This window comes from Geminicoccus sp. (assembly GCF_036263595.1).
GTDB lineage: Bacteria > Pseudomonadota > Alphaproteobacteria > Geminicoccales > Geminicoccaceae > Geminicoccus.
The window spans coordinates 1-25,370 of sequence record NZ_DATAGQ010000033.1 but is presented as its reverse complement, the minus strand read 5'-3'; the positions used below and the strand labels follow the sequence as shown (position 1 = coordinate 25,370).

Annotated in this window: 21 protein-coding genes and 1 pseudogene; 21 read left to right on the top strand and 1 reads right to left on the bottom strand. The window is 61.8% G+C overall.

The features are described 5' to 3' along the window. Positions 1 to 18 precede the first annotated feature (18 nt). From VHL31_RS02500 to VHL31_RS02410, 20 genes are all read left to right on the top strand, one after another. Complete coding sequence (locus tag VHL31_RS02500) at positions 19 to 1,044, top strand: GSU2403 family nucleotidyltransferase fold protein (RefSeq protein WP_329659624.1); 1,026 nt, start codon at positions 19 to 21, stop codon at positions 1,042 to 1,044. 14 nt (positions 1,045 to 1,058) lie between these two features. Continuing rightward, positions 1,059 to 1,838, top strand: coding sequence for an enoyl-CoA hydratase/isomerase family protein (locus VHL31_RS02495; RefSeq protein WP_329659623.1), 780 nt, complete (start codon positions 1,059 to 1,061; stop codon positions 1,836 to 1,838). Between the two features lie 78 nt (positions 1,839 to 1,916). Beyond that, positions 1,917 to 2,624, top strand: coding sequence for a ribulose-phosphate 3-epimerase (locus tag VHL31_RS02490; RefSeq protein WP_329659622.1), 708 nt, complete (start codon positions 1,917 to 1,919; stop codon positions 2,622 to 2,624). Between the two features lie 7 nt (positions 2,625 to 2,631). Continuing rightward, complete coding sequence (locus VHL31_RS02485; protein WP_329659621.1) at positions 2,632 to 3,594, top strand: ROK family protein; 963 nt, start codon at positions 2,632 to 2,634, stop codon at positions 3,592 to 3,594. After that, on the top strand, positions 3,591 to 4,790 hold the full coding sequence (locus tag VHL31_RS02480) for an ROK family transcriptional regulator (RefSeq protein WP_329659620.1): 1,200 nt from the start codon (positions 3,591 to 3,593) through the stop codon (positions 4,788 to 4,790). Before VHL31_RS02485 ends, VHL31_RS02480 begins: the two co-directional genes overlap by 4 nt. A 136-nt stretch (positions 4,791 to 4,926) precedes the next feature. Further along, positions 4,927 to 6,189 (top strand): ABC transporter substrate-binding protein, encoded by a 1,263-nt coding sequence (locus tag VHL31_RS02475; protein WP_329659619.1) that lies wholly within the window; start codon positions 4,927 to 4,929, stop codon positions 6,187 to 6,189. A gap of 74 nt (positions 6,190 to 6,263) precedes the next feature. Beyond that, positions 6,264 to 7,154 carry a sugar ABC transporter permease gene (locus VHL31_RS02470; protein ID WP_329659618.1) on the top strand — a complete coding sequence of 297 codons (891 nt, stop codon included), beginning with the start codon at positions 6,264 to 6,266 and terminating at the stop codon, positions 7,152 to 7,154. Beyond that, complete coding sequence (locus tag VHL31_RS02465) at positions 7,138 to 8,040, top strand: carbohydrate ABC transporter permease (protein WP_329659617.1); 903 nt, start codon at positions 7,138 to 7,140, stop codon at positions 8,038 to 8,040. The genes VHL31_RS02470 and VHL31_RS02465 overlap by 17 nt, the downstream gene beginning before the upstream one ends. A 5-nt stretch (positions 8,041 to 8,045) precedes the next feature. Continuing rightward, complete coding sequence (locus tag VHL31_RS02460) at positions 8,046 to 9,182, top strand: sn-glycerol-3-phosphate ABC transporter ATP-binding protein UgpC (protein WP_329659616.1); 1,137 nt, start codon at positions 8,046 to 8,048, stop codon at positions 9,180 to 9,182. Between the two features lie 12 nt (positions 9,183 to 9,194). After that, positions 9,195 to 10,271 carry a Gfo/Idh/MocA family oxidoreductase gene (locus tag VHL31_RS02455; protein ID WP_329659615.1) on the top strand — a complete coding sequence of 359 codons (1,077 nt, stop codon included), beginning with the start codon at positions 9,195 to 9,197 and terminating at the stop codon, positions 10,269 to 10,271. Then, a complete protein-coding gene (locus VHL31_RS02450) occupies positions 10,271 to 11,095 on the top strand; it encodes a sugar phosphate isomerase/epimerase (protein ID WP_329659614.1) in 825 nt (274 codons plus the stop codon). The genes VHL31_RS02455 and VHL31_RS02450 overlap by 1 nt, the downstream gene beginning before the upstream one ends. Beyond that, a complete protein-coding gene (locus VHL31_RS02445; protein WP_329659613.1) occupies positions 11,092 to 11,940 on the top strand; it encodes an alpha/beta hydrolase in 849 nt (282 codons plus the stop codon). The genes VHL31_RS02450 and VHL31_RS02445 overlap by 4 nt, the downstream gene beginning before the upstream one ends. Positions 11,941 to 12,356: 416 nt before the next feature. Further along, positions 12,357 to 13,826 (top strand): undecaprenyl-phosphate glucose phosphotransferase, encoded by a 1,470-nt coding sequence (locus VHL31_RS02440; protein WP_329659612.1) that lies wholly within the window; start codon positions 12,357 to 12,359, stop codon positions 13,824 to 13,826. 59 nt (positions 13,827 to 13,885) lie between these two features. Beyond that, positions 13,886 to 15,148, top strand: a complete 1,263-nt coding sequence (locus VHL31_RS02435; protein ID WP_329659611.1) for a WcaI family glycosyltransferase — start codon at positions 13,886 to 13,888, stop codon at positions 15,146 to 15,148. A gap of 495 nt (positions 15,149 to 15,643) precedes the next feature. Next, positions 15,644 to 16,900 carry a hypothetical protein gene (locus VHL31_RS02430; protein WP_329659610.1) on the top strand — a complete coding sequence of 419 codons (1,257 nt, stop codon included), beginning with the start codon at positions 15,644 to 15,646 and terminating at the stop codon, positions 16,898 to 16,900. Between the two features lie 803 nt (positions 16,901 to 17,703). After that, positions 17,704 to 19,014 (top strand): hypothetical protein, encoded by a 1,311-nt coding sequence (locus VHL31_RS02425; protein WP_329659609.1) that lies wholly within the window; start codon positions 17,704 to 17,706, stop codon positions 19,012 to 19,014. 104 nt (positions 19,015 to 19,118) lie between these two features. After that, entirely contained in the window at positions 19,119 to 20,945 is a 1,827-nt protein-coding gene (locus VHL31_RS02420) for a hypothetical protein (RefSeq protein WP_329659608.1), read from the top strand. Positions 20,946 to 20,981: 36 nt separating this feature from the next. Beyond that, entirely contained in the window at positions 20,982 to 22,160 is a 1,179-nt protein-coding gene (locus VHL31_RS02415) for a glycosyltransferase (RefSeq protein WP_329659607.1), read from the top strand. 199 nt (positions 22,161 to 22,359) lie between these two features. Further along, the gene (locus VHL31_RS26585; RefSeq protein ID WP_349262343.1) at positions 22,360 to 22,965 is read left to right on the top strand and encodes a WcaF family extracellular polysaccharide biosynthesis acetyltransferase; all 606 of its coding nucleotides are present in this window, start codon (positions 22,360 to 22,362) and stop codon (positions 22,963 to 22,965) included. A gap of 40 nt (positions 22,966 to 23,005) precedes the next feature. Next, the gene (locus tag VHL31_RS02410) at positions 23,006 to 23,806 is read left to right on the top strand and encodes a class I SAM-dependent methyltransferase (protein WP_329659606.1); all 801 of its coding nucleotides are present in this window, start codon (positions 23,006 to 23,008) and stop codon (positions 23,804 to 23,806) included. Positions 23,807 to 24,432: 626 nt separating this feature from the next. On the opposite strand, the gene VHL31_RS02405 is transcribed toward VHL31_RS02410, so the two are convergent. Beyond that, the gene (locus VHL31_RS02405; RefSeq protein WP_329659605.1) at positions 24,433 to 24,840 is read right to left on the bottom strand and encodes a hypothetical protein; all 408 of its coding nucleotides are present in this window, start codon (positions 24,838 to 24,840) and stop codon (positions 24,433 to 24,435) included. Positions 24,841 to 24,942: 102 nt separating this feature from the next. On the opposite strand from VHL31_RS02405, the pseudogene VHL31_RS02400 reads away from it, so the two are divergent. Beyond that, a pseudogene (locus VHL31_RS02400) lies at positions 24,943 to 25,370 on the top strand (hypothetical protein); the annotation flags it as partial.

Genomic DNA, 25,370 nt, shown 5'->3' with positions numbered 1-25,370 from the left:
CTATCTATAACTGGTGCCATGGATAGGATCGACCCCGCCCTCGTCACCATGTTTGCCGAGCTCGATGAGCGCACCGCGCAGGCGAGCCTCGTCGAGGGCCTGCCGCAGGACGGCAGCTTCTACCAGCACGAGGTCAAGGGCCGGCGCTACTGGTATCACCGTTCCTACGACCGAGCCGCCGGCAAGCCGGTTGCGCGCTACGTGGGTCCATCCGACGAAAAGCTGGACGCCCGGATCGAACGCTACCGCGAGCTTGCACCGATGCGGGCGGACCGCCGTCGCCTGGTCAGCCTGCTCAAGCGCGCCGGCCTGCCGTCGGTCGATGCCTATACCGGCGACATCGTGGCCTCCCTGACCGAAGCCGGCCTGTTCCGCCTGCGGGCGGTGCTCGTCGGAACGGCAGCCTATCCTGCCTATGCGGCGATCCTGGGCGTCCGGCTCCCGTCGGCGAACATGACTACGCAGGACGTCGACATCGCCCAGTTCCACGGGATCGCGATTGCCGTCGAGGACATGTCGGCGCCGATCGACGAGGCGCTCGGGCGGGTCGACAAGAGCTTTCGTCCGGTACCGTCCCTGAAGAGCCCGCTCGACAGCTTCGCCTTCGTCGACAAGCGCGGCTTCCGCGTCGAGTTTCTCAGCCCCCATCAGGGTGCTGAGGAGCATGCGGACCGGCTGACGCGCCTGCCGGACCTGAACGGTGCCCAGGGACAGCCCCTGCGCTTCCTGGACTTCCTGATCTACCAGGAGATTCCGACCACGCTGCTGCATGGGCCCGGCATCCGCGTGAACGTGCCGGCCCCGGAGCGCTATGCCGTCCACAAGCTGATCGTCGCCGCTCGCCGCTCGGCAGAGGGCCGGCTGAAGGCGGCGAAGGACCTGGCGCAAGCGGCAGCCCTGATCGAGGCCCATGCCGTGACACGTCAGATCGACATCCTGCTGGACGTCCTGGATCAGGCCCGTGCACGTGGCCCGAGCTGGCGCGACGCGATCGAGCGCTCGCTCAACCGGTTGCCTCCCCACATCCGCACCCTCCTCCCATGACGGAGCCCGGCCCCATGAGCACCGGCGACATCACTCTCGCCATCGACGGCCCCATCGCCCTCGTCACCCTGGTCCGGCCGGACAAGCTGAACGCGCTCACCGCCGCCATGCTGGACCGGCTCCACACGATCGCCGACCAGCTGGATGCGGAGGACGCCATTCGCGCCGTCATCCTGACCGGCACGGGCGAGCGGGCGTTTTGCGCCGGGGCCGACATCGCCGACTGGGGCAGCCTCGACCCGCACGCCTTCGGGCACCGATGGATCCGCGCCGGCAACCGGATCTTCGATCGCTGGGCAAGGCTGCGCCCGCCGGTGATCGCCGCGCTGAACGGTGCTACGCTGGGCGGCGGGCTGGAACTGGCCGCCTGTGCCGACCTCCGCATTGCCGAGGCACATGCCAGGTTCGGTCTGCCCGAGGCCAGGATCGGCGTGATCCCCGGCTGGTCCGGGACCCAGCGCCTCGTCCGCCGTGCGGGTTCTCAGGCCGTGCGCCGCCTGGTGCTGACGGCCGAGCCGATCGACGCCACCGAAGCGCTGCGCGTCGGCCTTGTGGACGAGCTGGTGCCGACCGGCCAGTCCCTGGCACGGGCACAGGCGCTGGCAGCCGGCATGGCCGAGCGGGCACCCCTGGCACTGCGGATCGCCAAGCAGCTCGTCAACGCCGCCGAGGGCGAGGACGCGTCGGGCACGCTGGACAGCCTGGCCGGTTCGCTCGCTGCCGGAACCGACGACGTCCGGGAAGGTATTGCTGCCTTCAAGGCCAAGCGCGCCGCCAGCTTTTCCGGCCGCTGATCGACCTGGACAGGCGGCGAGTTTGTAGTGTAACCGAACAAACAGACGGGGCCATGCCGGCCCGCTGGGGAGGCCAGGATGGCACAAGGAACGATCGGTTCGGCACGCTATGCGGGCCTGCCCAGGAACCGGCTCCTGGCCGAGTTCTCCCTCTGGTCCGCCGATCTGGCCAACCTCGAGGCGGACGTGAAGCGCGCCGAGGGCCATGCCGACCTCCATCACCTGGACGTGGCGGACGGTCACTTCGCGCCGGCCCTGCTGTTCTTCCCCGACCTCGTGGCGCGCCTGCGCAAGCTGACGGACACGCCGTTCCACGTCCACCTGATGACCACCGACGACGTGCTGGCGTCGCAGGCGGACCAGTTCGCCGAGGCCGGTGCCGACCTGGTCTCGGTTCATGCGGAGAACGGCCGGACGGGCCTGGACGTGCTGGAACGCATGAAGGCCGTGGGCGTGCGTACCGGCGTGGTCGCCAAGGTCGAGACGGAGCTGACGGCCCTGGCCCCCTTCCTGCCGGTTGTCGACATGGTGACCCTGCTGGGCACCCGCATCGGCGTGAAGGGCCAGGATCTCGACCCCGACGCCTGCGCCCGGCTGGAGCAGGCAGCCTCGATGCTGCGCGACGTCGGCCGGCGCGATCAGGTCCTGCTCGCCGCCGATGGCGGCATCCGCGAGCATACCGTCCCCAAGCTCAGGGCCGCCGGTGCCGACACCGTGGTCATGGGCTCGCTCGCCTTCGGCGCTTTGGACCTGGGCCAGCGCATGCGCTGGTCGCGCGGGCTCTGAGGCGGCCATGACCGCGCCCCAGGTCATTGCGGTCGACCTCGGCGGAACCTCGCTGCGCGCCACCCTCGCCGGACCCGACGGCAGGCTCGGCCAGATCCGGCGGATCAGGACCGATGCCAGGGGCGGGCCCGACAAGGTCGTGGCGCAGATCGTCGAGCTCGTGGCCGACGTGCGGGCAGCGGCGGGATCCACGCCCATCCTCGGCATCGGCCTGTCCTCCACCGGTCCCCTCGATCCCTTCACCGGCACCGTGTTCACCCTGCCGACCCTGGACGGCTGGAACAACGTGCCGCTGCGCGACCTGGTGGCCGAGCGGACCGGCCTGCCCGTCACCCTGGAGAATGACGCAATCTCCGCCGCCGTCGGCGAATGGCGCTTCGGCGCGGGCCGGGGCGTCCAGAGCCTGGCCTACGTGACGGTGTCCACCGGGATCGGCGGTGGTGTGATCGTGGATGGCCGCATCATGCATGGCCGCATGGGCATGGCCGGCCATGTCGGCCACATGACGCTGCTGCCCGACGGGCCGCGCTGCGGCTGCGGCAACCATGGCTGCTGGGAAGCCCTGGCGTCCGGCACGGCCCTCGGCCGGATCGTGCGCGAGCGCCTGGCCGCTGGCGCCGCTTCCTCCATGCAGTCCATCACCGACCGGCCGGTCACCGCCGAGGACGTGGCGCTGGCCGCCCGTGCCGGCGACCCGCTGGGCACCGAGATCTTGGCGGGCGAGGCCCGCTGGCTCGGCATCGGCGTCGTCTCCCTGCTCCATTTGTTCTCGCCCGAGCGAGTCATCATGGGCGGCGGTGTCAGTTCTGCGCTGGACCTGATGGCCGGCGGCATCGCCGCGGAAATCCAGGCCCGGGCCATGGCTCCTTTCCGCGCCGTGCCGGTGGTGCCGGCAGCCCTGGGTGGCGATGCCGGGTTGGCCGGTGCCGCGACGCTGGCCTTTGCTGCTGCGGGAACCAAGCTGCCGTGACCACGCCCCAGGCGGTCCGGGTCCTCAACGAAGCACGCGCCCTTTCGGTCCTCTACCACAACGGCACGATGAGCCGGGCCGATCTCGCCCGTGCCCTGGACATGACCCGCTCCACCGCGAGCAGCCTGATCTCGCAGCTCCTGGCCGATGGCCTGGTGGTCGAGCGCCTGGATGCGGAGCGTGGCGAGGTCGTTCGCACCGGCCGTCCGGGGATCGCCATCTCGATCAGGCCGGAGGGTGCCTTCTTCCTGGGGGCGGAGATCGGCGTCGGCTATGTCATCGTGGTCGGGATGGACCTGTCGGCCAGGATCGTCGCCCGCCGCCGCGTCACCTTCGCCATCGAGGGCAACCGCCCGGACGAGGTGATCCGGCTGGCCTGCCAGCTCGTGCGCGCCGTGATCGCCGACCTGCCGGACGCCAGCCGGATCCGCGGCCTGTGCGTGACCGTGCCGGGCCTGCACGATCATCGCGGCGTGCTGCTGACCGGCCCGTTCCTCGGGTGGCGCAACGTGCCGGTCGCCGAGCTGGTGCGCGGGGAGTTCGGCGATAGGATGCCGGTCCTTTCGGAGAACGACGCCAACGCGTTCGCCATCGCGGAGATCTATGCCAGTCCGTCCGACGAGACCAAGGACCTGCTCTGCCTGTTCATGGACTACGGCATCGGTGCCGGCATCGTGGCGGGCGGCCGCCTGTTCCGCGGCCGCCATGGCTATTCCGGCGAGGTCGGCCACATGGTCGTGGCCGAGACGGGCGTCATCCACCGGCTGGACCCGCCCGGCCGCTGGGAGAACCTGGTCGGTGCCGAGGCCGTGCTGGAGCGCTGGCGGCAGGCGGGCGGCAGCGGCGCCACGATCGGCAGCCTCGTCCAGGCCCTCCAGGACAACCAGCGCGCCGCCTGGGAAGCCGCCGAGCACTGGGCCTACTGGCTGGGCCGCGGACTCGCATCGGTGGCGAACGTGATCGACCCCGGCCATGTCGTGCTGGGCGGTTCGGTGGCCAGGCTCTACCCGTTCGTGGCCGATCTGGTCCACGAGGCGCTGCGGCGCCATGTCTTCGAGGACTATCAGGTGCCGAGCCTGGCCTTGGCGCGGCACACGAAGGACGGGCCGGCCATCGGGGCCGCATGCCTTCTTCATCAGGAAATGCTATCACTTGACTTGATCAGCCGGCGCCGCGAACGCTGGAAGGTCTCGTGACCGTATTTTCCTTGACGGCCCGCCGCCGTTCATGGCTGTTTTGTTTGGACAGAGAACAAACCAAGTTGCCGCCGCCGATGCCACGCCTGATGGTCGGACGATGGGCGGGAACATCTGGTTCGGGGAGATGATCCACATGAAGAAACTATTGCTCGGCACGGTTTGCGCCGCCGTCATGGCGTCCGCTGCGGCCGTTGTGCCTGCCCATGCCCAGTCGAAGGGCTCGGTCGAGGTCATGCACTGGTGGACTTCCGGCGGCGAGGCCGCGGCGGTGGGCGTCCTGAAGCAGGACCTCGAGAGCAAGGGCGTCACCTGGCAGGACATGCCGGTGGCCGGTGGTGCCGGCGAAGCCGCCATGACGGCGCTGCGTGCCCGCGTCACCTCCGGCAACCCGCCGACCGCCGCGCAGTTGCTCGGCATGTCGCTGCGCGCCTGGGCCGAAGAGGGCTTCCTGGGCGATCTCTCCGAGGTCGCGGAGCCGGAAGGCTGGGACAGCGTCATCCCCGAGCCGCTTCAGGCCTTCGCCAAGTATGACGGCCACTATGTCGCCGCGCCGGTCAACATCCACCGCCCGAACTGGCTGTGGTCGAACGCCAAGATCTTCCAGGACAACGGCCTGACCCCGCCCAAGACCTGGGAGGAGTTCAACCAGGTCGCCGATGCGCTGAAGGCCAAGGGCATCCAGCCGCTCGCCCATGGCGGCCAGAACTGGCAGGACACCACCATCTTCGACGACGTCGTGCTCGGCATCGGCGGGCCGGAATTCTACCAGAAGGCCATCATCGAGGCCGATCCGGAAGCGCTGGGCTCGGACACCATGGTCCAGGTGTTCGACCAGATGCGGAAGATCCGCGGCTATGTCGACCCGAACTTCTCCGGCCGCGACTGGAACCTTGCCACCGCCATGGTGATCAACGGCGAGGCGGCCATGCAGCTCATGGGCGACTGGGCCAAGGGCGAGATCATCGCGGCCGGCAAGGTGCCGGGCGTCGACATCCTCTGCACGACCGCACCGGGCACCGAAGGCTCGTTCCTGTTCAACACCGACTTCTTCGCGATGTTCGACGTCGGCGAGGAGCGCAAGCCCGCGCAGCTGATCATGGCGTCCGCCGCCATGTCGCCGTCGTTCCAGGAGACCTTCAACCTGGCCAAGGGCTCGATCCCCGCCCGCACCGACGTGCCCGGCGACAAGTTCGACGCCTGCGGCAAGCAGTCGATGGCCGACATCAAGGCTGCCCAGGAAAAGGGCACGCTGATGGGCTCGCTGGCCCACGGCCACGCCCAGCCCCCGGCGATCCAGGGTGCGATCTTCGACGTGGTGACCAACCACTTCAACTCCGACCAGTCCTCGGCGGATGCCGCCAAGGCGCTGGTCGACGCAGTCGCGGCCGCCCAGTAAGCGGACTTGACCGGCCAGCCCGGATGCTCCCAGCATCCGGGCTGGTGCCTTTTTGACGAGACGGGCCGCCTTCGATGGCATCCACCGAGAATCCCGCGGGCAGGCGGTCGCTCCTGCCCAAGTTCGTGCTGGCACCCAGCGTGCTGATGGTGCTGGTCGGCGTCTACGGCTTCATGCTGTTCTCGGTGATCCTGTCGTTCACCAGCTCGAAGATGTTCCCGCGCTTCGCCTTCAGCGGGCTGGACCAGTACGAGCGGTTGTTCTCGAACCCCCGCTGGAGCGTGGCGGTCCAGAACATCTTCATCTTCGCCAGCCTCTACATCGTTCTTGCGACGGCGCTGGGCCTCTTGCTGGCGATCCTAATCGACCAGAAGATCCGCGCGGAATCCGTGTTCCGCACGGTCTTCCTCTACCCGATGGCGCTGTCCTTCATCGTGACTGGCGTCATCTGGCAGTGGCTGCTCAACCCGGGCCTGGGCATCGAGCGGGTCATGCAGTCCTGGGGCTGGGAAAGCTTCAGCTTCAAATGGCTCGTCGAGCCCGACATGGCGATCTACACCGTGGTGATTGCCGGCGTCTGGCAGGTGACGGGCTTTGTCATGGCGATGTTCCTGGCGGGCCTGCGCGGGATCAATGGGGAGATCCTGAGTGCCGCCCGCATGGACGGGGCACCCACCCGCAAGATCTATACACGCATCATCATCCCGGCCCTGCGCCCGGTGTTCCTGACCGCCTTCGTCATCGAGTCCCACCTGGCGATCAAGTCCTACGACCTGGTGGTGGCGCTGACCAAGGGCGGGCCGGGCTATGCCACCGAGCTTCCCTCCACCTTCATGTACACGACCACCTTCACCCGCAACGAGATGGGCCTGGGCGCCGCCAGTGCGGTGGTCATGCTGATCGCGCTTGCGATCATCATCGTCCCCTACCTTTATTCGGAGCTGCGCAATGAGCGCCGTGGCTGAGCACACCGTGGCCGAGCCGCGACTGCGCTCCGGCGCCGCATTCGACATCGCCCGCTTCGCCGTCTACGCCATCCTGATCGTCATGGCCGCGGTGTTCCTCATGCCGCTGGTCTCCATGGCCTTCACCTCCTTGAAGTCCATGGACGAGATCCGCGGCGGCAACCTCCTGGCCCCGCCCATGGCGGTGACGCTGGACGCCTGGTATTCCGCCTGGGGCAGCGCCTGCATCAGCGTCGATTGCTCGGGCCTGAAGGGCTATTTCTACAACTCGATCAAGCTGGTCGTACCGGCCGTGCTGATCTCGGTGATGCTGGGCGCGCTCAACGGCTACGTGCTCACCAAGTGGCGCTTCCGTGGCGACGACCTCCTGTTCGGTGCCATGATGTTCGGCTGCTTCATCCCGTTCCAGATCGTGCTGATCCCCATGGCCTTCACGCTGGGCAAGATCGGCCTGGCCGGCAGCACCGCGGGCCTGGTGCTGGTCCATGTCGTCTACGGCGTCTGCTTCACCACCCTGTTCTTCCGCAACTTCTACGTGGCGGTGCCGGACGAGTTGGTGAAGGCCGCGCGCATGGACGGTGCCGGCTTTTGGCAGATCTTCTTCCGCGTGCTGCTGCCGGTCTCCTGGCCGATCGTGGTGGTCGCGGTGATCTGGCAGTTCACCGGCATCTGGAACGACTTCCTGTTCGGTGCCTCGTTCGCGGGCGGCCAGAGCCAGCCGATCACCGTGGCGCTGAACAACCTCGTCAACACGTCCACCGGCGTGAAGCTCTACAATGTCGACATGGCCGCGGCGATGATCACGGCCGCCCCCACCATCCTGATCTATCTCTTCCTCGGACGCTTCTTCCTGCGCGGCCTGATGGCTGGCGCGGTCAAGGGATAAGGCACGTGGCAAGCCTGGACATCGAGCATATCGGCAAGCGCTTCGGCACCGTGGAGGTCCTGAAGGACATCCATATCGGCATCGGCCATGGCGACTTCCTGGTCCTGGTCGGCCCCTCGGGATGCGGCAAGTCCACCCTGCTCAACATCATCGCCGGCCTCGACACCTCGACCTCGGGCGCCATCAAGATCGACGGCAAGGCGGTCAACCACCTGGAGCCGAAGGAGCGGGACATCGCCATGGTGTTCCAGTCCTACGCCCTCTACCCGTCGATGACGGTCGGCGAGAACATCGGCTTCTCCCTCGAGATGGCCGGCATGCCCAAGGAGGAGCGCAGGAAGCGCATCGCGGGCGTGGCCGATCTCCTCAAGATCGGCCACCTGCTCGACCGCCGCCCTTCCCAGCTCTCGGGCGGGCAGCGCCAGCGCGTCGCCATGGGCCGCGCATTGGTGCGCGAGCCCAAGATCTTCCTGTTCGACGAACCGCTCTCCAACCTCGACGCCAAGCTGCGCGTCGAGATGCGCACCGAGATCAAGAAGCTCCACGCGCGCTTAGGCGCCACCATCGTCTACGTCACCCACGACCAGATCGAGGCCATGACCATGGCCACCCGGATCGCGGTGATGAAGGACGGCATCCTCCAGCAGTTCGGCACGCCCGCCGACATCTACGACCGCCCGGCCAACAGCTTCGTCGCGACCTTCATGGGCTCGCCCGCCATGAACCTGCTGGACGGCGAGATCGTCGCCCGTGGCAACAGCACGGCGCTGCGCCTGGACGGCGTGCAGGGCGACGCCGCCATCCTGCCGATCCCGGCCACGGCCGATCCGTCCGCGCTCACGCCCGGCCAGAAGGTCACGCTCGGCCTTCGCCCCGAATGGATCGCCGAGCCCGGCACCGGCCGCGCCCGCGACGTCCAGTCCCTGCCCTTCACCATCGACGTGCTGGAGCCGACCGGCCCCGACATCTTCCTGGCCCTGCGTCTCGGCACCGTCGAGATCATGGGCCGCCTGCCCGCCGACGCGCAGGTCCGCGAGGGCGAGACCCGCATCCTCGACGTCGACTATGGCAAGGCCGTCCTGTTCGACCGCCAGACCGGCACCGCCATCTACGCCGCCCCCGCCCTTTCCCGCGCCGCCTGATCGGATCCGACCATGCCCAAGAAGGAAGACCGCCTGCTCCGCGTGGGTGTGCTCGGCTGCGGCCCCATCGCCCAGGCCGCCCATTTCGAAAGCTGCACGAAGGCCCGCAACGCCGAGCTCTACGCCATCTGCGACGTCGCCGACGACCTGCGCGAGCGCATGGCCGCGACCTACGCTCCGCGCACCTCGTACGACGACTACGACCGGATGCTGGCCGACCCCGAGCTGGAAGCCGTCATCATTGCCACCTCCGACGCCTTCCACGTCCCCGCCGCCCGCCGTGCGCTGGAAGCCGGCAAGCACGTCCTCTGCGAAAAGCCGCTGGGCGTCACCATCGAGGAGACCCGGGAACTCGCCGACCTCGTGAAGCAAACCGGCCTGACCCTCCAGGTCGGCCACATGAAGCGCTTCGACCCCGGGCTTGAAGCCGCCAAGGCCTTCATCGACACCGAGATGGGCGAGCTCCAGGCGCTCAAGGCCTGGTACTGCGACAGCACGCACCGCTACGCCATGACCGACGCCGTCCAGCCGCTCATGGTCACCAGCAGGAACGTCAGGAAGCCCTCGGGCGACCCCAAGGCCGACAAGCGCCGCTACTACATGCTGGCCCATGGCAGCCACCTGCTCGACACCGCCCGCTACTTCGCCGGCGAGATCACCGAGGTGAGTGCCCGCCTGTCCGAGCGCTTCGGCGCCTATTGCTGGTTCGTCGACGTGTCCTTCGCCAACGGCACGCTCGGTCACCTGGACCTGACCGTCGCCATCCGCGGCGACTGGCACGAGGGTTTCACCATCTATGGCGAGCACGGCTCGATCTTCGCCAGGACCTTGAACCCCTGGTACTACAAGTCCTCCGACGTCGAGATCTTCCACGAGAAGGACGCCACCACCCGCCGCGTGCTGGGTGCGGACGGTCACTTCTACCGCCGCCAGCTCGAAGGCTTCGCCGACGTGATCCTCCACGGGAAGCCTCAGACCGGCGCCGACGTGATCGACGGCCTGGCCTCCGTCCAGGGCATGGTCGCCATCGCCCGCAGCGTCGAGACCGGCAAGCCCGTTCGCCTCGCCGACACGACCGGAGCCGTCTGATGCAGCTCGGCATCTTCGCCAAGACCTTCCCCGGCACCGACCCTCGCCAGGTGCTGCAGCAGGTGAAGGACGCGGGCTTCGCCACCACCCAGTTCAACATGGCCTGCTGCGGCCTGCCCTCGTTGCCCGACCGGATCGACGCTGCCACCGTGGCCGCCATCGCCGAGGCCAGCCGCAGCACCGGCGTCGCCTTGTGCGCCATGTCGGCCACCTTCAACATGATCCACCCCAACCCGCAGGTCCGCCTGGACGGCCTCCGCCGCCTGCGCGTTCTGGCCGACGCGTCCCGCCAGCTGGCCATCCCCCTGCTCACCCTGTGCACCGGCACGCGCGACCCCGACGACCAGTGGCGCCACCACCCGGACAACGCCCTGCCTGCCGCCTGGACCGACCTCCTGGACAGCATGCGTGCGGCCGTCGCGGTCGCCGACGAGTTCGGCCTGACCGTGGGCATCGAGCCGGAGCTGGCCAACGTCGTCGACAGCGCGCCCAAGGCCCGCCGCCTCCTGGACGAGCTCCGTTCCCAGCACCTGGCGATCGTCCTGGACCCGGCCAACCTGTTCGAGACAGCGCCGTTGCCCGAGCAGCACCGCCTGGTCGACCAGGCCATCGAGCTGCTGGCCCCCGCCATCGCCATGGCGCATGCCAAGGACCGCACGCCCGATGGCGCGTTCGCCACCGCCGGCACCGGCGTCCTCGACTACGACCATTACCTGGCCGGCCTGCGCCGGATCCGCTTCGACGGCCCGCTGGTCACCCACGGGCTCGCCGCCCACGAAGCCCCTGCCGTCGCCGCCTTCCTCCAGGCTCGGCTCGCCGCATGAGCTTCACGACCTTCGACCATGACGGCCTGGCCCTGAACTGCTGGGACGACGGCGGTCCAGGCCTGCCCGTCGTCTTTCAGCACGGCCTGTGCGGTGCCGAGCCCCAGGTCGCCGAGGTGCTCCCGCCCGTCTCAAGCAGGCCGGAGGCCGGTAGATCCCAGGGAGACTTCCCCGCCTACCGCCGCCTGACCCTGGAATGCCGCGGCCACGGCCGCTCCGAGCCCGGCCCGCTGGACCGTCTCTCCATCGCCACCTTCGCCGACGACCTCGCCGCCTTCATCGAGGAGCGGGTCGGCCGCCCCGTCATCCTGGGCGGCATCTCCATGGGTGCGGCCATCGCCAGCCGCCTGGCCGTCACCCGCCCGGACCTCGTCCGTGCCCTGGTCCTGGCCCGCCCCGCCTGGGTCACCGCCTCGGCCCCCGCCAACATGGCACCCAACGCCCTGGTAGGCCGCCTCCTGGCCGAGCACGACCCGGCCGAGGCCCGCCGCCTCTTCGAAGCCAGCGCCACCGCCAGCGACCTCGCCGCCCACGCCCCGGACAACCTGGCCTCCTTGCGCGGCTTCTTCGCGCGCGAGCCCCTGGACGTCACCAGCGCGCTGCTCACCCGCATCTCCGCCGACGGCCCCGGCATCACGCCCTCCGATCTCGGCACCCTCAGCATGCCGACCCTCGTGATCGGCCACGGCCAGGACGCCATCCATCCCATGGCGCACGCCGCCGACCTGGCCCTGCTCATCCCGCAGGCACGTCTGGTCGAGATCACCCCGAAGGCCATCGACCGCGGCCGCTACACCGCCGAGTTCCGCTCAAGCCTCCACGGTTTCATCAGGGCGGCCAACTAAATCCTCGGTAGCAAATTTACAATAGCTTATCGGTCAATCTGGAACTGTTCCAGCCGGCGACTGACCCTGGTCTTGTCTCCCGAACCGGTCATCACACAGTCACAATGAACGGAATGTCATCATTTTCCGGGCAGGCTGCACATTCTGTAGCAGCTCTACACCTGCGACATTGACGACGCGGCTTTTGCTGCGACGCGATATTGCCATCCGCCGCCCGCCCGGTAGACTACTGGAAGTTGCAATGGGGTATCCACTGGCAGCTGCGACGGTTCATCGGCCTGTTTTGCCGGTCCGTGGCCAGTGGCCCCGATAGGTCTTGTTCCCTCGCCCTTCACGTCACAGGGCGTGGCCATACTGTTGTGTTCGGGATTTTCGGCGTGGTTCGGCGCAATGGCCTGCTTGTCCGGAAACACACAATGGCTCAACGTGCGATGGATACAATGGTTCCCGAGGGCTTTCGGGTTTTGCAGGACATCAAGCTGCGGCGCCGCCTTGGCCGCCGCCTCCTCTCCCCGAGCCTTCTCACCCAGGTCCTGCGCTTTGGCGACCTGTTGGCCATCTTCCTGGGCGCCTCGATCGTCCCGCTCATCCGCCACGACGTCGTCCGCTTCGTCGAGACCGAGACCTACCTGATCCTGGGCGTGGCCCTGCTCGCCACCAACGCCTTCTCCCTGGCCGGCCTCTACGAGGAGAGCCAGCTCCGCCGCACCGGCCGCCAGATCCGCTATGTCGTGGCCTTGTGGGCCGGCGCGGTGGCGCTGGGCCTGGTCGTCCTCTTCCTGACCAAGGTCTCCAGCGACGTGTCCCGCGTCTGGACGCTCGGCTGGTTCCTCATGACCGCCGCCATGCTGGTGGCCCTGCGCTTGGGCTTGGCCCGGGCCGCCGCCGCCCTGCGCGACGTGGGCTTCCTCCTCCGCCGCGTCCTGGTGATCGGCCACGGTCCCCACGGCCAGGCCGTGCTGGAGCGCCTGCGCGGCGGCGACCAGGACGTCCATGTCCTGGGCTACCTGGAAGTCTCGCTCGACGAGCCGCTGCGCCGCGACCAGACCGCCTGGCTGGACGGCTTCTTGCGCACCACGCGCATCGAGGAGGTCGTGCTCGCCCTGCCCTGGTCCGCCACCGTGCGCACGGCCGGCCTCCTGGGCAAGCTTCGCACCCACCCGGTGGCCGTCAACTTCCTCCCCGGCATGGACGAAGCCGGCGGCGCCGGCCTCCCCTTGCGCGGCGTCGCCTGGTTCGGCGGCAGCCCCGCCCTGCGCCTGCAGGAACGCCCGCTGGACGAGCGCAAATACCTCCTGAAGTCCCTGGAGGACCGCATCCTCGGCTCCCTCCTCCTCGTCGGGGTAGCCCCCCTCCTGGCGATGATCGCGATCGCCGTGAAGCTGTCCTCCAGGGGCCCCGTCTTCTTCCGCCAGGACCGCGTGGGCTTCCACGGCGAGCGCTTCCGCGTCTTCAAGTTCCGCTCCATGTACACCGACCTCTGCGACCGCCCTGGCCAGGGTTTCGTCGCCCACACCACCAAGGACGACCCCCGCATCACCCCGCTCGGCCGCTTCCTGCGCAAGTCCTCCCTGGACGAGCTCCCCCAGCTCATCAACGTCGTCCTGGGCGACATGAGCCTCGTCGGCCCACGGCCCCATGCGGTGGCCCATGACGACCACTACGGCGCGGTCGTGAACGAGTACCTGGCGCGGCACCGGGTGAAGCCCGGCATCACCGGCTGGGCCCAGGTGAACGGCGCACGGGGGGAGATCAAGGATCTCCACCAGATGGAGCAGCGGATCAGGTACGATCTGGAGTATATCGAGCGGTGGTCGTTGGGGTTTGATCTTTGGATCATGCTCCGCACCGTTGGCTTGGTTACGCGAGACACCAAGGCCTACTGAACGCCGGCCGCCGCCACGGCGCGGCGTGTCTGCCTCAAGTCATCGAAGAATGAGGGTGAATGAACGCGGTTTCGAACACCGTGCCTACCATCGATGCCGTCTTGTCTAGTGTGGAAGCACGAGCTGCCGCCAAGTCGTCCGGCCGGTGGCTGATTTACGGCATCAACATGGCACCCGAATTGACCGGCATCGGCAAGTACACGGGCGAAATGGCGGCACGCCTTGCCGCTCGTGGCCATGATGTGACGGTGGTAACAGCTTATCCCTATTACCCTCACTGGAAGCTGGATCCGGCCCGCCCGAACTGGCGCTGGTCGACCGAATTGTGGAAGGGAGTCCGCATCATCCGCTGTCCAATCTGGGTTCCCAACCAGCCGACCGCAAAAACCCGCATCCTCCACCTTTTATCCTTCACCCTCTCCAGCGCACCTGCCGTTCTGTATGCAGCCCTGCGCCACCGGCCAGAGACACTGTTCGTGGTAGAGCCGACCTCGCTTGCCGCGCCGGCGGGTCTTCTTGCAGCGCGTCTCGCTGGTGCCGAGGCTTGGCTTCATGTTCAGGACCTTGAGCTCGGCGCAGCGCTTAACGTCGGCTTAATTGGCCATGGTAGGACCGCCCGCTTGGCCGCATCCCTCTACAGATGGACCCTTAGCAGATTCGACCGAGTGACAACTCTCAGCAATCGCATGCGGAAGGCATTGTCATCCTTCGGGCGCGACGAACGCTGTATCGCAATCTTTCCAAACTGGATTCAGGTAGAAAAATACAAAGCCGTCGATAGTTCTGACCTCCGAGCTGAACTAGGCCTTGCACTAGACGCCTTCATCGTCCTGTATTCAGGCGCGATGGGCGAGAAGCAAGGTGTTGAAAGTCTCCTCGACGTAGCACGTTTACTTGAGAATGAGAGACGCGTCCGCTTCATCTTGTGCGGCGCCGGTCCCGCTAGATCTCGCATCGAGGCGAGACACCAGGAGCATCACAACGTCATGCTGCTAGACCCACAGCCCGAAGCTCGGTTCATCCAACTACTCACAATGGCCGACTGTCATGTGCTGCCACAAAAACATGGCGTTACACACTTTGTAATGCCAAGTAAACTCGGTCCAATACTGGCAACCGGCAAGCCAGTTGTAGCACAGGCTGAAGAGGACTGTGAGGTTGCAACTGCTGTCGGGAGACATCAAGTCGTTCCGCCTGAGGACACCCACTCTATGGCGAAAGCTATTCGTAGATTACTATACCAATCACGGGAAGCGGATGCAGGCAGCAATTGTTCTGTCCAAGCTAATGTTTACCCACAGTCTAGCGCCCCCTCCAACTGAGCAACAAGGCGCGACACACCAACATTCTACCGCTTGTCAGCTGCAGATCTCCCGGATGAGCACATAAGCTCCGCGACGGATACCCAAACATCTCTTGGAAACAAAGATTGTTCCGTTTGATCAAACGCACTTAGAACGTTGACGCACATGCTCTAGCTGGTGGAGGCGCAACATGAATTTATTAGGTAACGTCAGACAGACCCAACGACACATGAACTACTTCGACAACAGTGCTAGTCGCCAAAGGGGTTGTCACCGTCGCATTATTAAAGGTAGCGGTCACACAAGGACAGTATGTAAATCAATGCCTCGCAACGCTTTACCTTTTGGCTCAGGCAAACGGAACGTTCGCGACCACACCATGGCTTCACGCTGTCAGGATATTCTTAATGCAGCTGATATTTATTCGAAAGCATAAAGAGCTACATGCCCCTGCCTCCGACATCACTGACGAATACTGCGGCTTTCAGTCCCACAAATGTACTAGTATCACGCATGGGGCGAAGCAGTAAGTTCAATGCGACCATTCTGGTTATCAGCTTTGTACTCGGTCAAGGGTCAATCTTTCTTGCCCAGACGTGGCTCATTATCTCAAACAAGATTGATCTACTTGCTGCGTTCGGAGTCACGTTCTCTCTCGCTCTCTTCGCTTTGATTGTTGTGGAGTCAGGCTCGCTGGTGACACTTGCTCGAGTTGCTGCAAACGTCTCACGAGACAAACACAACAACCGCCGTATTTGGCAGGTCTATTGGGAGACAACCGTTCTTCGACTGTGTGTGGCATTAGCGCTATCTGTTGTATCCTGTACATACGCTCTGCAGTTCGGAAACGCGTTTACAAGATCCTATCTAATGTTCCTTCCACCAACTCTCATTATTTGGTCATTTAATTTCGCTGGCCTACTGGACGGTCTCCGTCTTAGCGGCCTTAGTGGCGCAAGTGTGGCTGTGGCATACCTCTCCTCTGCTATCGCGCTGCTGCTAGCCACGGACGAGCCTTCAGATCAGGCGCCGTACATACTCGGATTTGGTCTTCTAGCTGGATACTGCGCAGCAACGTTGGCTCAGTTACTGGCGGTCAATCTTGCTGCCTGCCGCATCCAGTTCGTAAGGCCAACGACGGCAGGCATAGGGCGTGCGTTTCGTGAAGGTATAGCAGTTCTGGTGACCACTCTTCCGGGTCAAGCCACGTACCGTTTGCAGCTTTTACTGGCGAGCGCCTTCCTTGGGCCGGTAGCTACTGGCCAGTTTATCTATGTAAAGCAGGTCATAATCGCACTTGCGCAGATCCTTGCGTTCATTCGCAGAGCTGAGTTTCCAGATCTGATGCGGCGTCTGCGCGGAACGCTCAATCCCCTTCGTGAAGTATTAATCACACAACGAACTGGACTTTTATTTGCCGCGGCTAGTTCTTTGTGCTTAGCGGCTTCTGGCGCTGTCGCGATTTTCTATTTCGAGGGGGATTTACAACAAAGTGCCGTCGTCCTTACCATCTTCTCTCTAATCGTCTTCTCTAGCGCTATCCCTCTGACCCTTACGCAGGGTCTCCTCGCAGTTGGGGCCTACAAGACAGCTGCTGCCAGCGCACTAGCCTCCGCTGCGATAACGATGATCTCAAGCTATATGTTCATTGGGCACCTAGGCCTGCTTGGCATCATGATCGGCGACGTGTTGGGGCACGCCGCTGCAGCAGCGATTGCATCATTGCGGCTGACCCGAGGTTCCGACTGCACAAGGATGGTGGCACGGTGAGGGTCCTTATCGGCGTGTTCGCTCTCCTGCTACCATGGAGCCTCCGGCGGATGTTGCTGGAGTTTGCTTTTCATTACCGTCTTCATCCCACGGCCAAGATCGGCTTCTCGCTGGTTCTGCCAGAACGGCTACAGATGGGACCCCATAGCTACATTGGGCATCTGACCATCGTGAAGGGATTAGAGGAACTTCGACTCGGATCTCATGCGAGGCTTGGCAGCCTGAATTGGGTTACAGGTTTCCCAAAGACGCGGGCAGACTACTTCAGCAGCCAGCCGGGGCGGTCTCCGTCACTCATCATCAACGCTCACGCAGCAGTTCTAAATCGAAACCTAATCGATTGCACTGATAGTATAACAATCGGGGAATTCAGCTTAGTTGCTGGATGGTGGCATCAGTTACTTACCCACAGTATTGACCTTCGTACCTCCAATCAGTCTGCCGCTCCGATAACGATCGGTAGATACTGCTTTATTGGGACCGGGGCCATTCTGCTAAAAGGCTCGCGACTCCCCGACTACAGTGTTCTCGCTGCAGGATCCGTTCTACATAAAGCTCACCAAGAGCCCGGTTGGCTTTACAGTGGATGTCCAGCTGCAGCAGTTAAGAAGCTTGACCGCACTCTTTCATTTTTTGTCAGGGAGAAGGGGATGAGCGACTAACACAGACTTCGGCGAGTATTACCTTAAGCCCGTTACGCAACCTCATCTGACTACCTTGGATTCTAGCACATCAAAGCAATAACTGCGCTGCGTCTTTAACGATCTGGCAGAGCTGGTAGCAAACGTCTGGGAAAACCTGTCTTGAGAGCTACGACGACCTGGCATAAGCACGGCCCACAAGCTAACTGCGGCATCAGTACTAGCCGCCCGGACCAAACTGACGGTCACGTCGGCTCAGCGCGTGGGGTCAACTGGCCCGCTGTTACTTTCAGCTTGATGCTAGCAATATACAGTATTGCGATTATATGGCCGTCGGCAATCACTCCTGCTGAATATGATGCCGAGCTAGGCTCGATTGTGTTTGGCGGCAGTGAGCGGATCTCTATGATCTATACCCTTGCTGGGACTGTCGCTCTGCTTCTTGGCAGCGTTGGGACAATAGCAAGTCGATCATCGCGCCTCTTTGGACAAGCCTATGGCGAATTCCTCTTTGTGATAGGTATCATTCTCTATTCAGTCGCTTGGCTTTTTATCTACATCAGTGTTCCGACCGCCCCAATGCAACTGGCCCAGCTTGTTCTGACTATGTTCGTGTATTTGGGGTTCGTATGTGCTTGGTACCTGCCACGGGCAAAGATACTGAAGGGGCTGGCACTCGTTTCGTACGTGGTCGCAGGATGCCTGATCGGCGCGCTCCTTCTCAATGGGCTACCAGAAAACCGATGGGTCGGTGGGATACATCCTAACTTCTTCGCTCGGTTCGCCTGGGTTGCTTTTGCACTTCACTCACTGAGTCTTCGTCGCATTTCGCGAATCGGCCTGTTAGGTTGCACTATCGCTTCATTCATCGTCTCTACAAGAACAATCTTGGTCGGTGAGGTGTTCTTTCTCCTCCTATACTTCATGGTTGCTGTTACCAATGCACGACAGCGACGAGTAGCCGTTCTGTCCGCTGTTCTTGTGTCTGGCGTGGTTGCTATCGGCATCTTGATCGTGCTCTTCAGCGGCTACTCAACTTACATCATTACTTGGTTCACAGATGCTCTTGAGCTTACTTCCTCTGTACGCGGTGTGACTTCCGGCTTCACCGGTCGGACGGAGGTCTGGTCCTCGTTCTTCGATCGCCTCCCTGAGTTCGTAGCTTTCGGAGCAGGATTCAGAAGTGTCCGCTACCAGGACTACGTCATACACAATGGCTTTCTGACGTATTTTGTAGACTTCGGGCTTCCCATGGGGCTCGTGGTAGTTTCGGCTGTTGCAACAAAGATCGTTTATGTAATCCGCAAATCGGTTCTACATCACGATAATCTAGGTTCGTTGGCGGGCTGTCTGGCGGCTGCTAGCTTGCTGATGCAATTTAGCGAACCGGACAATTTTAATATCGGGTTCCTTGGTTCCGTTCTGTTCATGCTGTTACTTGCGTTTCAGCCGCGTCATGTGAGACAGGTCTAATGCGAAGGCCCATAATAATCTTTGTCTGCACCTCCTTATTTGTCTGTGGACTAGCAGGTTCAGCTAATGCTATGGCCATAACCTCCGAGCCACGACAGCCCGTTATGACTTATCTCCTTGAACTAGATCCCGCAGATCGGGACAAATCTGAAGTACGAGCGCTAACAGAACGCCGTCAGCGTCTCGCCGCCGACGGTGCAGCGCCTGCTGTCGATAGCCCTGACGATCGCGTCACTCCATACGAGATACTGAAGTACACGGCGCTACATGGCTGCGGACCACGGGCCTATCCGGACTACATGTCGCATCTTCTTGATCCAGGGCGACAGGGGACCGAGGGCTTTGACACGGTGGAGTTTTTCGCCCTGCCGCCCTTGGTTCGTTACGTTTACCAGTTCCCCCACTGCCTGGATGAACGGCACGTCAGAAATCTCAAAAAGGGGCTTTCGGTACCCCGCAGGCTCTTTGGGCATGGTACGGTCAATCACGCAGCAATGCAGGGAACTTCTCTGTATCTACTGGCACAGAAGTTCTCCGATATGGAATGGCACGATAGCGAGTCGGGCTCGACCTTTAGTTCCGAAGAAGTCATGAATCTGGTGGGTGATCGTCTTAAGCAAATGTACCGTTCCTTCGCGGAGCGAGGGAGCTACGAAATGTTCTCCCCCAGTTACATAATGCTCAACTTTAACCCTATGTTAAACTTGATTGATTTTGCTATAGATCGTTCCTTAAGGCGCATCACTCAGGCCTCCGCTATAGCATGGTTGATTGGCCTTAAAGTCACCTCGTTCGAAGGAACAATTCTTCCTCCTATCACCAGAATCCGCGAAGAACAAATGAATGGCTCCAGCCTAACCGCAAGCAATGCAGTTTTGTGGTATTACTTTGGTTTACCGAGACGTGGACAAAGTATGCCGGCAGTCCATTCACATTTGATACCAGTCATGCTTTCGACTTGGATTCCTCCCCATTCAGTACTTTCGCTTGCTCATTATCCTGAGAATGACTATGAAGTGTCGAAATCAATTCCTGCATTCTCTGTGTGGGGTGAGTCCACATTCACTGAGCTCTTTGGGCGAATGCATGTCACGAAGGGGTATGCAATCGGCAGCGGCGCTGGCAAATTTGATCCTACCGGCTACAATCTTCATAATCAGACGTTCGGGATATTTTATCGTACATCTGATGAATATAACTCGGTAGAATGCTATTCGCCGTATTGGAACTCGAACTATGAGAGTGGACTGTGGGGTTTCGATAGATCCTCACCGTTCCAAGAAACCTTTCAGGTCGCCAATCAGGCGATTATGTTGATTGAGATACCCGATCGTGATCCTTGGAGATATCCTAAAAGTAATGTCTTCTTTGCTAGGCGCAGCCATAACGCTTCGAAACTATTAAAGCTCGTCAAATGCCGTTTTCCGAGGTCGGTAGACGAAGCAGTTGTTCGGGGCGGCACTGCATGTTTGCGGGAGGGAACCTCATTTGTTGGAGTTAGGGTGCTAGGACCTGACGATGCATTGACATCGGGAGACTGGTCAATGTCAGATGACGATTTTAGGATCGTTCAGATCCACGCGGCCCGCGCTATGCTTTATTTTGAGGTACAGAAAATGTCTCTAGAAGAAGATTTTGCTAGGTATTGCGATCAACTAGATCTTCGTCGGTTGAATTATGATCCAGAAACTAGCACTGCTTCTTTCGATGCTACGACGGGTGCGAAGATAGAAACGCGCTATAAGCTTGTAGAGTTGTTCGATGGGTGGGTCGAGTTTGTTCCAGATGTTTCAGCAGATGGAGTTCCGATTTCTTTGGATCAGAGTTCGTTCTATTTGGACTCAGGCTTCGCGCGGCTCGGAGGTGGAAGGATATTTTTGAAAGCTGGCGAAACGGTTCTCGACGTCGACTTAAGTCTGCTCGACGAGTGAGTCTCAAGTGCAGCCTTCTGTGGGGTTCAGGTCCTGATGCGCATTCTCCGGGTAATACGAAGTCTAGACCCTGCGGAAGGTGGTCCGGTTGAAGGGATGCTTAGGAGTTCCGTGGTCCTTCGGGATCTTGGACATGAGACGCAAATAGCTTCTCTCGACAGGCCTGGCGTCCCTTGGGTTGAGAACCAGCCATTCCGTGTTCATCCGCTAGGGCCTGGGACGCGCCTGTATCGTTTTTCCCCGGCACTTGTAAGGTGGCTTAGGGTGGAGGCAGCTAAGTTTGATGCTGTAATCGTGCACGGGCTGTGGAATTTTGCTTCTGTCGGTTCATGGCTAGGACTCGCCGGGGCTCGGACGCCCTATTTCGTATTCACTCACGGGATGTTGGACCCGTGGTTTAACAGGGCATACCCTCTCAAAAGGTGGGTAAAGCAAGCGTTTTGGCTCGCGTGTGAAGGTCGCGTTCTGCGGGATGCCGAGGCCGTGCTGTTTACTACTGAAGAAGAGCAACGGAGAGCGCGAGGGTCCTTCTGGGGATATCAGTATAACGGGAGGACGATAGCATATGGCACTGCTGACGTTCCCACCGACGAGGATCTACAGCGCGGTGCGATCCATGCTCTTCTGCCTAATCTCGGCGGGCGAAGTTATCTGCTCTTCTTAAGCCGCATCCATCCAAAGAAGGGGTGTGATTTACTAGTTCGTGCGTTTGCGGCATGTGCTGCCGGGATGGCGAACGTAGATCTAGTGATCGCGGGTCCAGATCAAGTAGGATGGAAGAAGGAGCTGCAGCTACTTGCATCCAGTTTAGGAATAGCGGAACGGGTTCATTGGCCGGGCATGCTTACAGGTCCTGCCAAATGGGGGGCCTTTCGGGGGGCTAGTGCTTTTGTTTTACCTTCCCACCAAGAGAATTTCGGCATCGTCGTAGCCGAGGCAATGTCGTGTGGGCTTCCAGTGCTTGTGACCAACAAAGTCAATACCTGGCGCGAGGTTGATGCCTCAGGAAGTGGCTTTGTTGAAAATGATGATCTGGAGGGCGTGGAACGGCTGATTCGGCGGTTTGTCGACCTTCCTGCGCAGGAGAAGCTCCACATGTCCCGCCGAGCCCGTCAGTGTTTCCTTGAAAAATTCAACGTTGAGGCATCTGCACATGATCTTCTACGCGTCATCACCGAGGCGGTAGCAGTACGCACGGCAGGGAACAGGCACTAGCAGCAGATCAACGTGTAGACTTCAGTGGTCACCCGTTGTTCGGACTGACAGAATGCCCTAGCTCGCATTCTGCCAAGCTTCTCCTGGTTTATAAGTAAGTGTTGACGCTTCTGTTCCTTATAAACTAAGGTGTTTGTGTAAATAAATTACACCCTAGTTAGACAAACTGCCGATCAAACCTAATCTACTAGGTTATGTAATGCAGAACGAAGTTCAGAATCTCCAGATCTTCAAGTTGCCTAGAGGATTCCGCGGGCGTCCGAGCTGGGTTGTTCAACTCTGGTGGTTTATAGAGACATTCCTTTTTCATCCTAGCCCACAGGTTTTCTATGGATGGAGACGATTTTTGCTTCGCGCGTTCGGCGCGAAGGTCGGCCGGAACGTACTTCTTCGGCCATCCGTTAGGGTCACATATCCTTGGAAGCTAGTAATTGGTGACCATTCCTGGATTGGAGATGACGTCGTACTGTATAATCTCGGTATGATCTCAGTCGGTCGAAACGCGGTGATATCGCAGCGATCCTATCTTTGCACAGGTAGTCATGACTACCACGATTTGGCTTTTCCGATCAAAGAGCAGCCTATCGTTGTAGAAGATGAGGCATGGTTGGCGCTTGATGTAACAGTTATGCCAGGGGTAACGATTGGTCGTGGCGCCGTCGTGTCAGCTAGAAGCACAGTGACGCGAGATGCGCGGGCCGGCTGGCTCCACAAGGGAACTCCCGCGGAGCCAGTAAGGCCGCGCTCCGCGCCTGCAAAGTCGTCCGATCCGAATGTAGAAAGTAACGTGACAGGTTCTTTCTGATTTGGTTTTCGAACAAGAACCTACGGGAGCACATGAAACAATGGCGAGTGAGACCGAGACTTTTCTACAGCGTGTTCGGCCTGAGGTAAGTGCCGGAGGTTTCGCTCGAGACGATGGTACACTGGAGTTCTATTTGAGAATCCAGGCGTTGCTAATGCCACATTGGACTGTGCTTGATCTCGGAGCAGGCCGAGGACAGATGGCTGACGCGCTTGAAGATGACTTTCGGTCAAAAATTTTGCGGGTCCGCGGAAATGTAGCTCGATTTATTGGAGCTGACGTCGACAAGGCCGTGTTGGAGAACCCACTGATCGATGAAGCAGTCGTGTTCGATCCCTCCGAAGCATTACCATTTGACGAGGGGCAATTTGATCTTGTGCTAAGCGATTGGGTTCTTGAACACATTGCCGATCCCACTGCCTTTGCCGCAGAGGTTCATCGAATTCTTAAGCCGCGTGGTTGGTTTTGCGCGCGAACACCGAATAAGTGGGGATACTTCGCAGTGGGGACAAGATTACTTCCCTCTAGGGCCGAGGGAACGGTACTCTCAAAGTTACAGCCTGCTCGCAAGGAAGTTGATGTCTTTCCCAAGTTCTATCGGATGAATACCGAGCGTGCGATTAGGAACGCCTTTCGGCAAGACCTGTGGAAGACCTATTTGTATTACTCAAGCCCTTCTCCAGCCTATCATGGAGGATCAAGGATCCTCTTCAGTTTGATTGATTCATATCAAAGACTGGCGCCCGACATCATGAAGAGTGTACTGCTGATGTTTATTCAGAAGTCAGGTCCTGAGGGCCAAGTCTTGCATTCCAGCACCTTACATCCCCAGGGACGATGATCGTTGTTCATTCTGCGCCCAGCTAGTCAGGCTGCCTGAGGGCAAATCTTCCGCGAGGACGAGGTCAGATCTTGCATTCCCAACCTTCCGCTGTCCGGAACGGAGTTCATTCCGACCAAAACCGCCGCAGCTCTGCCGTCCGTCTGAGTAGAACTGGTCCAGATCTGCATGGCACATCAACGGACTTCGGCGTGGCCTCTTTTAGCTCCGTACACCTATGTGGCCGAATCAATCACCTTTGGAAGATACAAGGCGCGGTCTGTCCGCTTCGCCTGTAGCTTCCTGACACCTTCTACCACGTCACTGGTCGCGACAGCGCGTAGGCCGCCATCGTTCTTGGCGATGAGGACCGGCAGCACTGGGTAGCAACCGTGGCGGAGACGGTGCTGCGGCATGGCCGGCGCCTGTCTGCCTGATGCCTGATGCCTGATGTGACCAACCACTACCTTGTGCCAAATACGACCCGACAGCCCCACCTCGTCGAAAGCATGCACGATGGCTTCGGCGGGTACGGTAGCGCCACCACTCGGATTGTGCGTGGGTTAGCCCGTACACGCTCGATCATATCAGCGATGGTCGCTTGCGCGTGCACACTGCTACCGCCTCACGGCCGGTGAAGCCCGCTATTACCGCCCCGCCACCGTCCCGCCCATCCCCATCATCCCCTGCACCATCGCCGCCAGCCCCGCGCCCTGCACCAGGTCCGCGTCCTTCGGCCCACCCAGGTCGATCAGCACCCTGAGTCTGACGATCCCCTTCTCGATCCCCGTCACCATCGCCAAGAGCTTCCGCCCGCCATCCGACCGGCACTGCTCCTCCGAGCGCTTCGGCAACGGCACGCTGCCCATCAGCAGCAGGTCGCCCACCCGCAGCAGCGTATGCGCCGGGCTGAAGAACCCCGGCATCAGCATCTCCTCCACCGGGCAGTTGTCGCCATAGGCCCACATGGCCCACTCGTTGCCGCCTTGCACGCAGAAGGCATGGCTCAGCTTGCTGACCTGGCAGGGCATCTTGGCATGATCCTCATCACGCATGGGTTGATGCCCAACCTCCTAATGCACGCATGACGGTTGTCAAGGACCATGATCCCAAGTATTCCTGTGGCAGGATCATCGTCCTTTGCCGGATGCCCCACCATGCCCCGCTCCCCCACCCCAGCCCAGGCCGAAGCGTCCCGCACCAACGGCCGCCGCTCCACCGGCCCCACCACACCCGAGGGCAAGGCCCGCTCGTCCCAGAACGCCCGCACCTTCGGCCTGCGCTCCGCCAGGCTCGCCTTCATCGGCAACGAGGACAAGGCGAGCTTCGAGCAACTGGAAGAGGCCATCCACGACCGCTTCCAGCCCGCCTGCGTCCTGGAGGCCGCGATCTGCGCCCGCATGGTCCGCGCCCTTTGGCGCGCCGAGCGCGCCCAGCAGCTGGAGCGCTCGTTCTGGTGCCTCTACCCGCCGGACGTCCCGCTGGACGTGCCCCACCCCCTGATCCGCATCCTCGCCTATGACCAGGACAAGCAGCGCACCTCGCTGTCCACCATCCTGCGCTATCTCGCCGACGCCGACCGGGC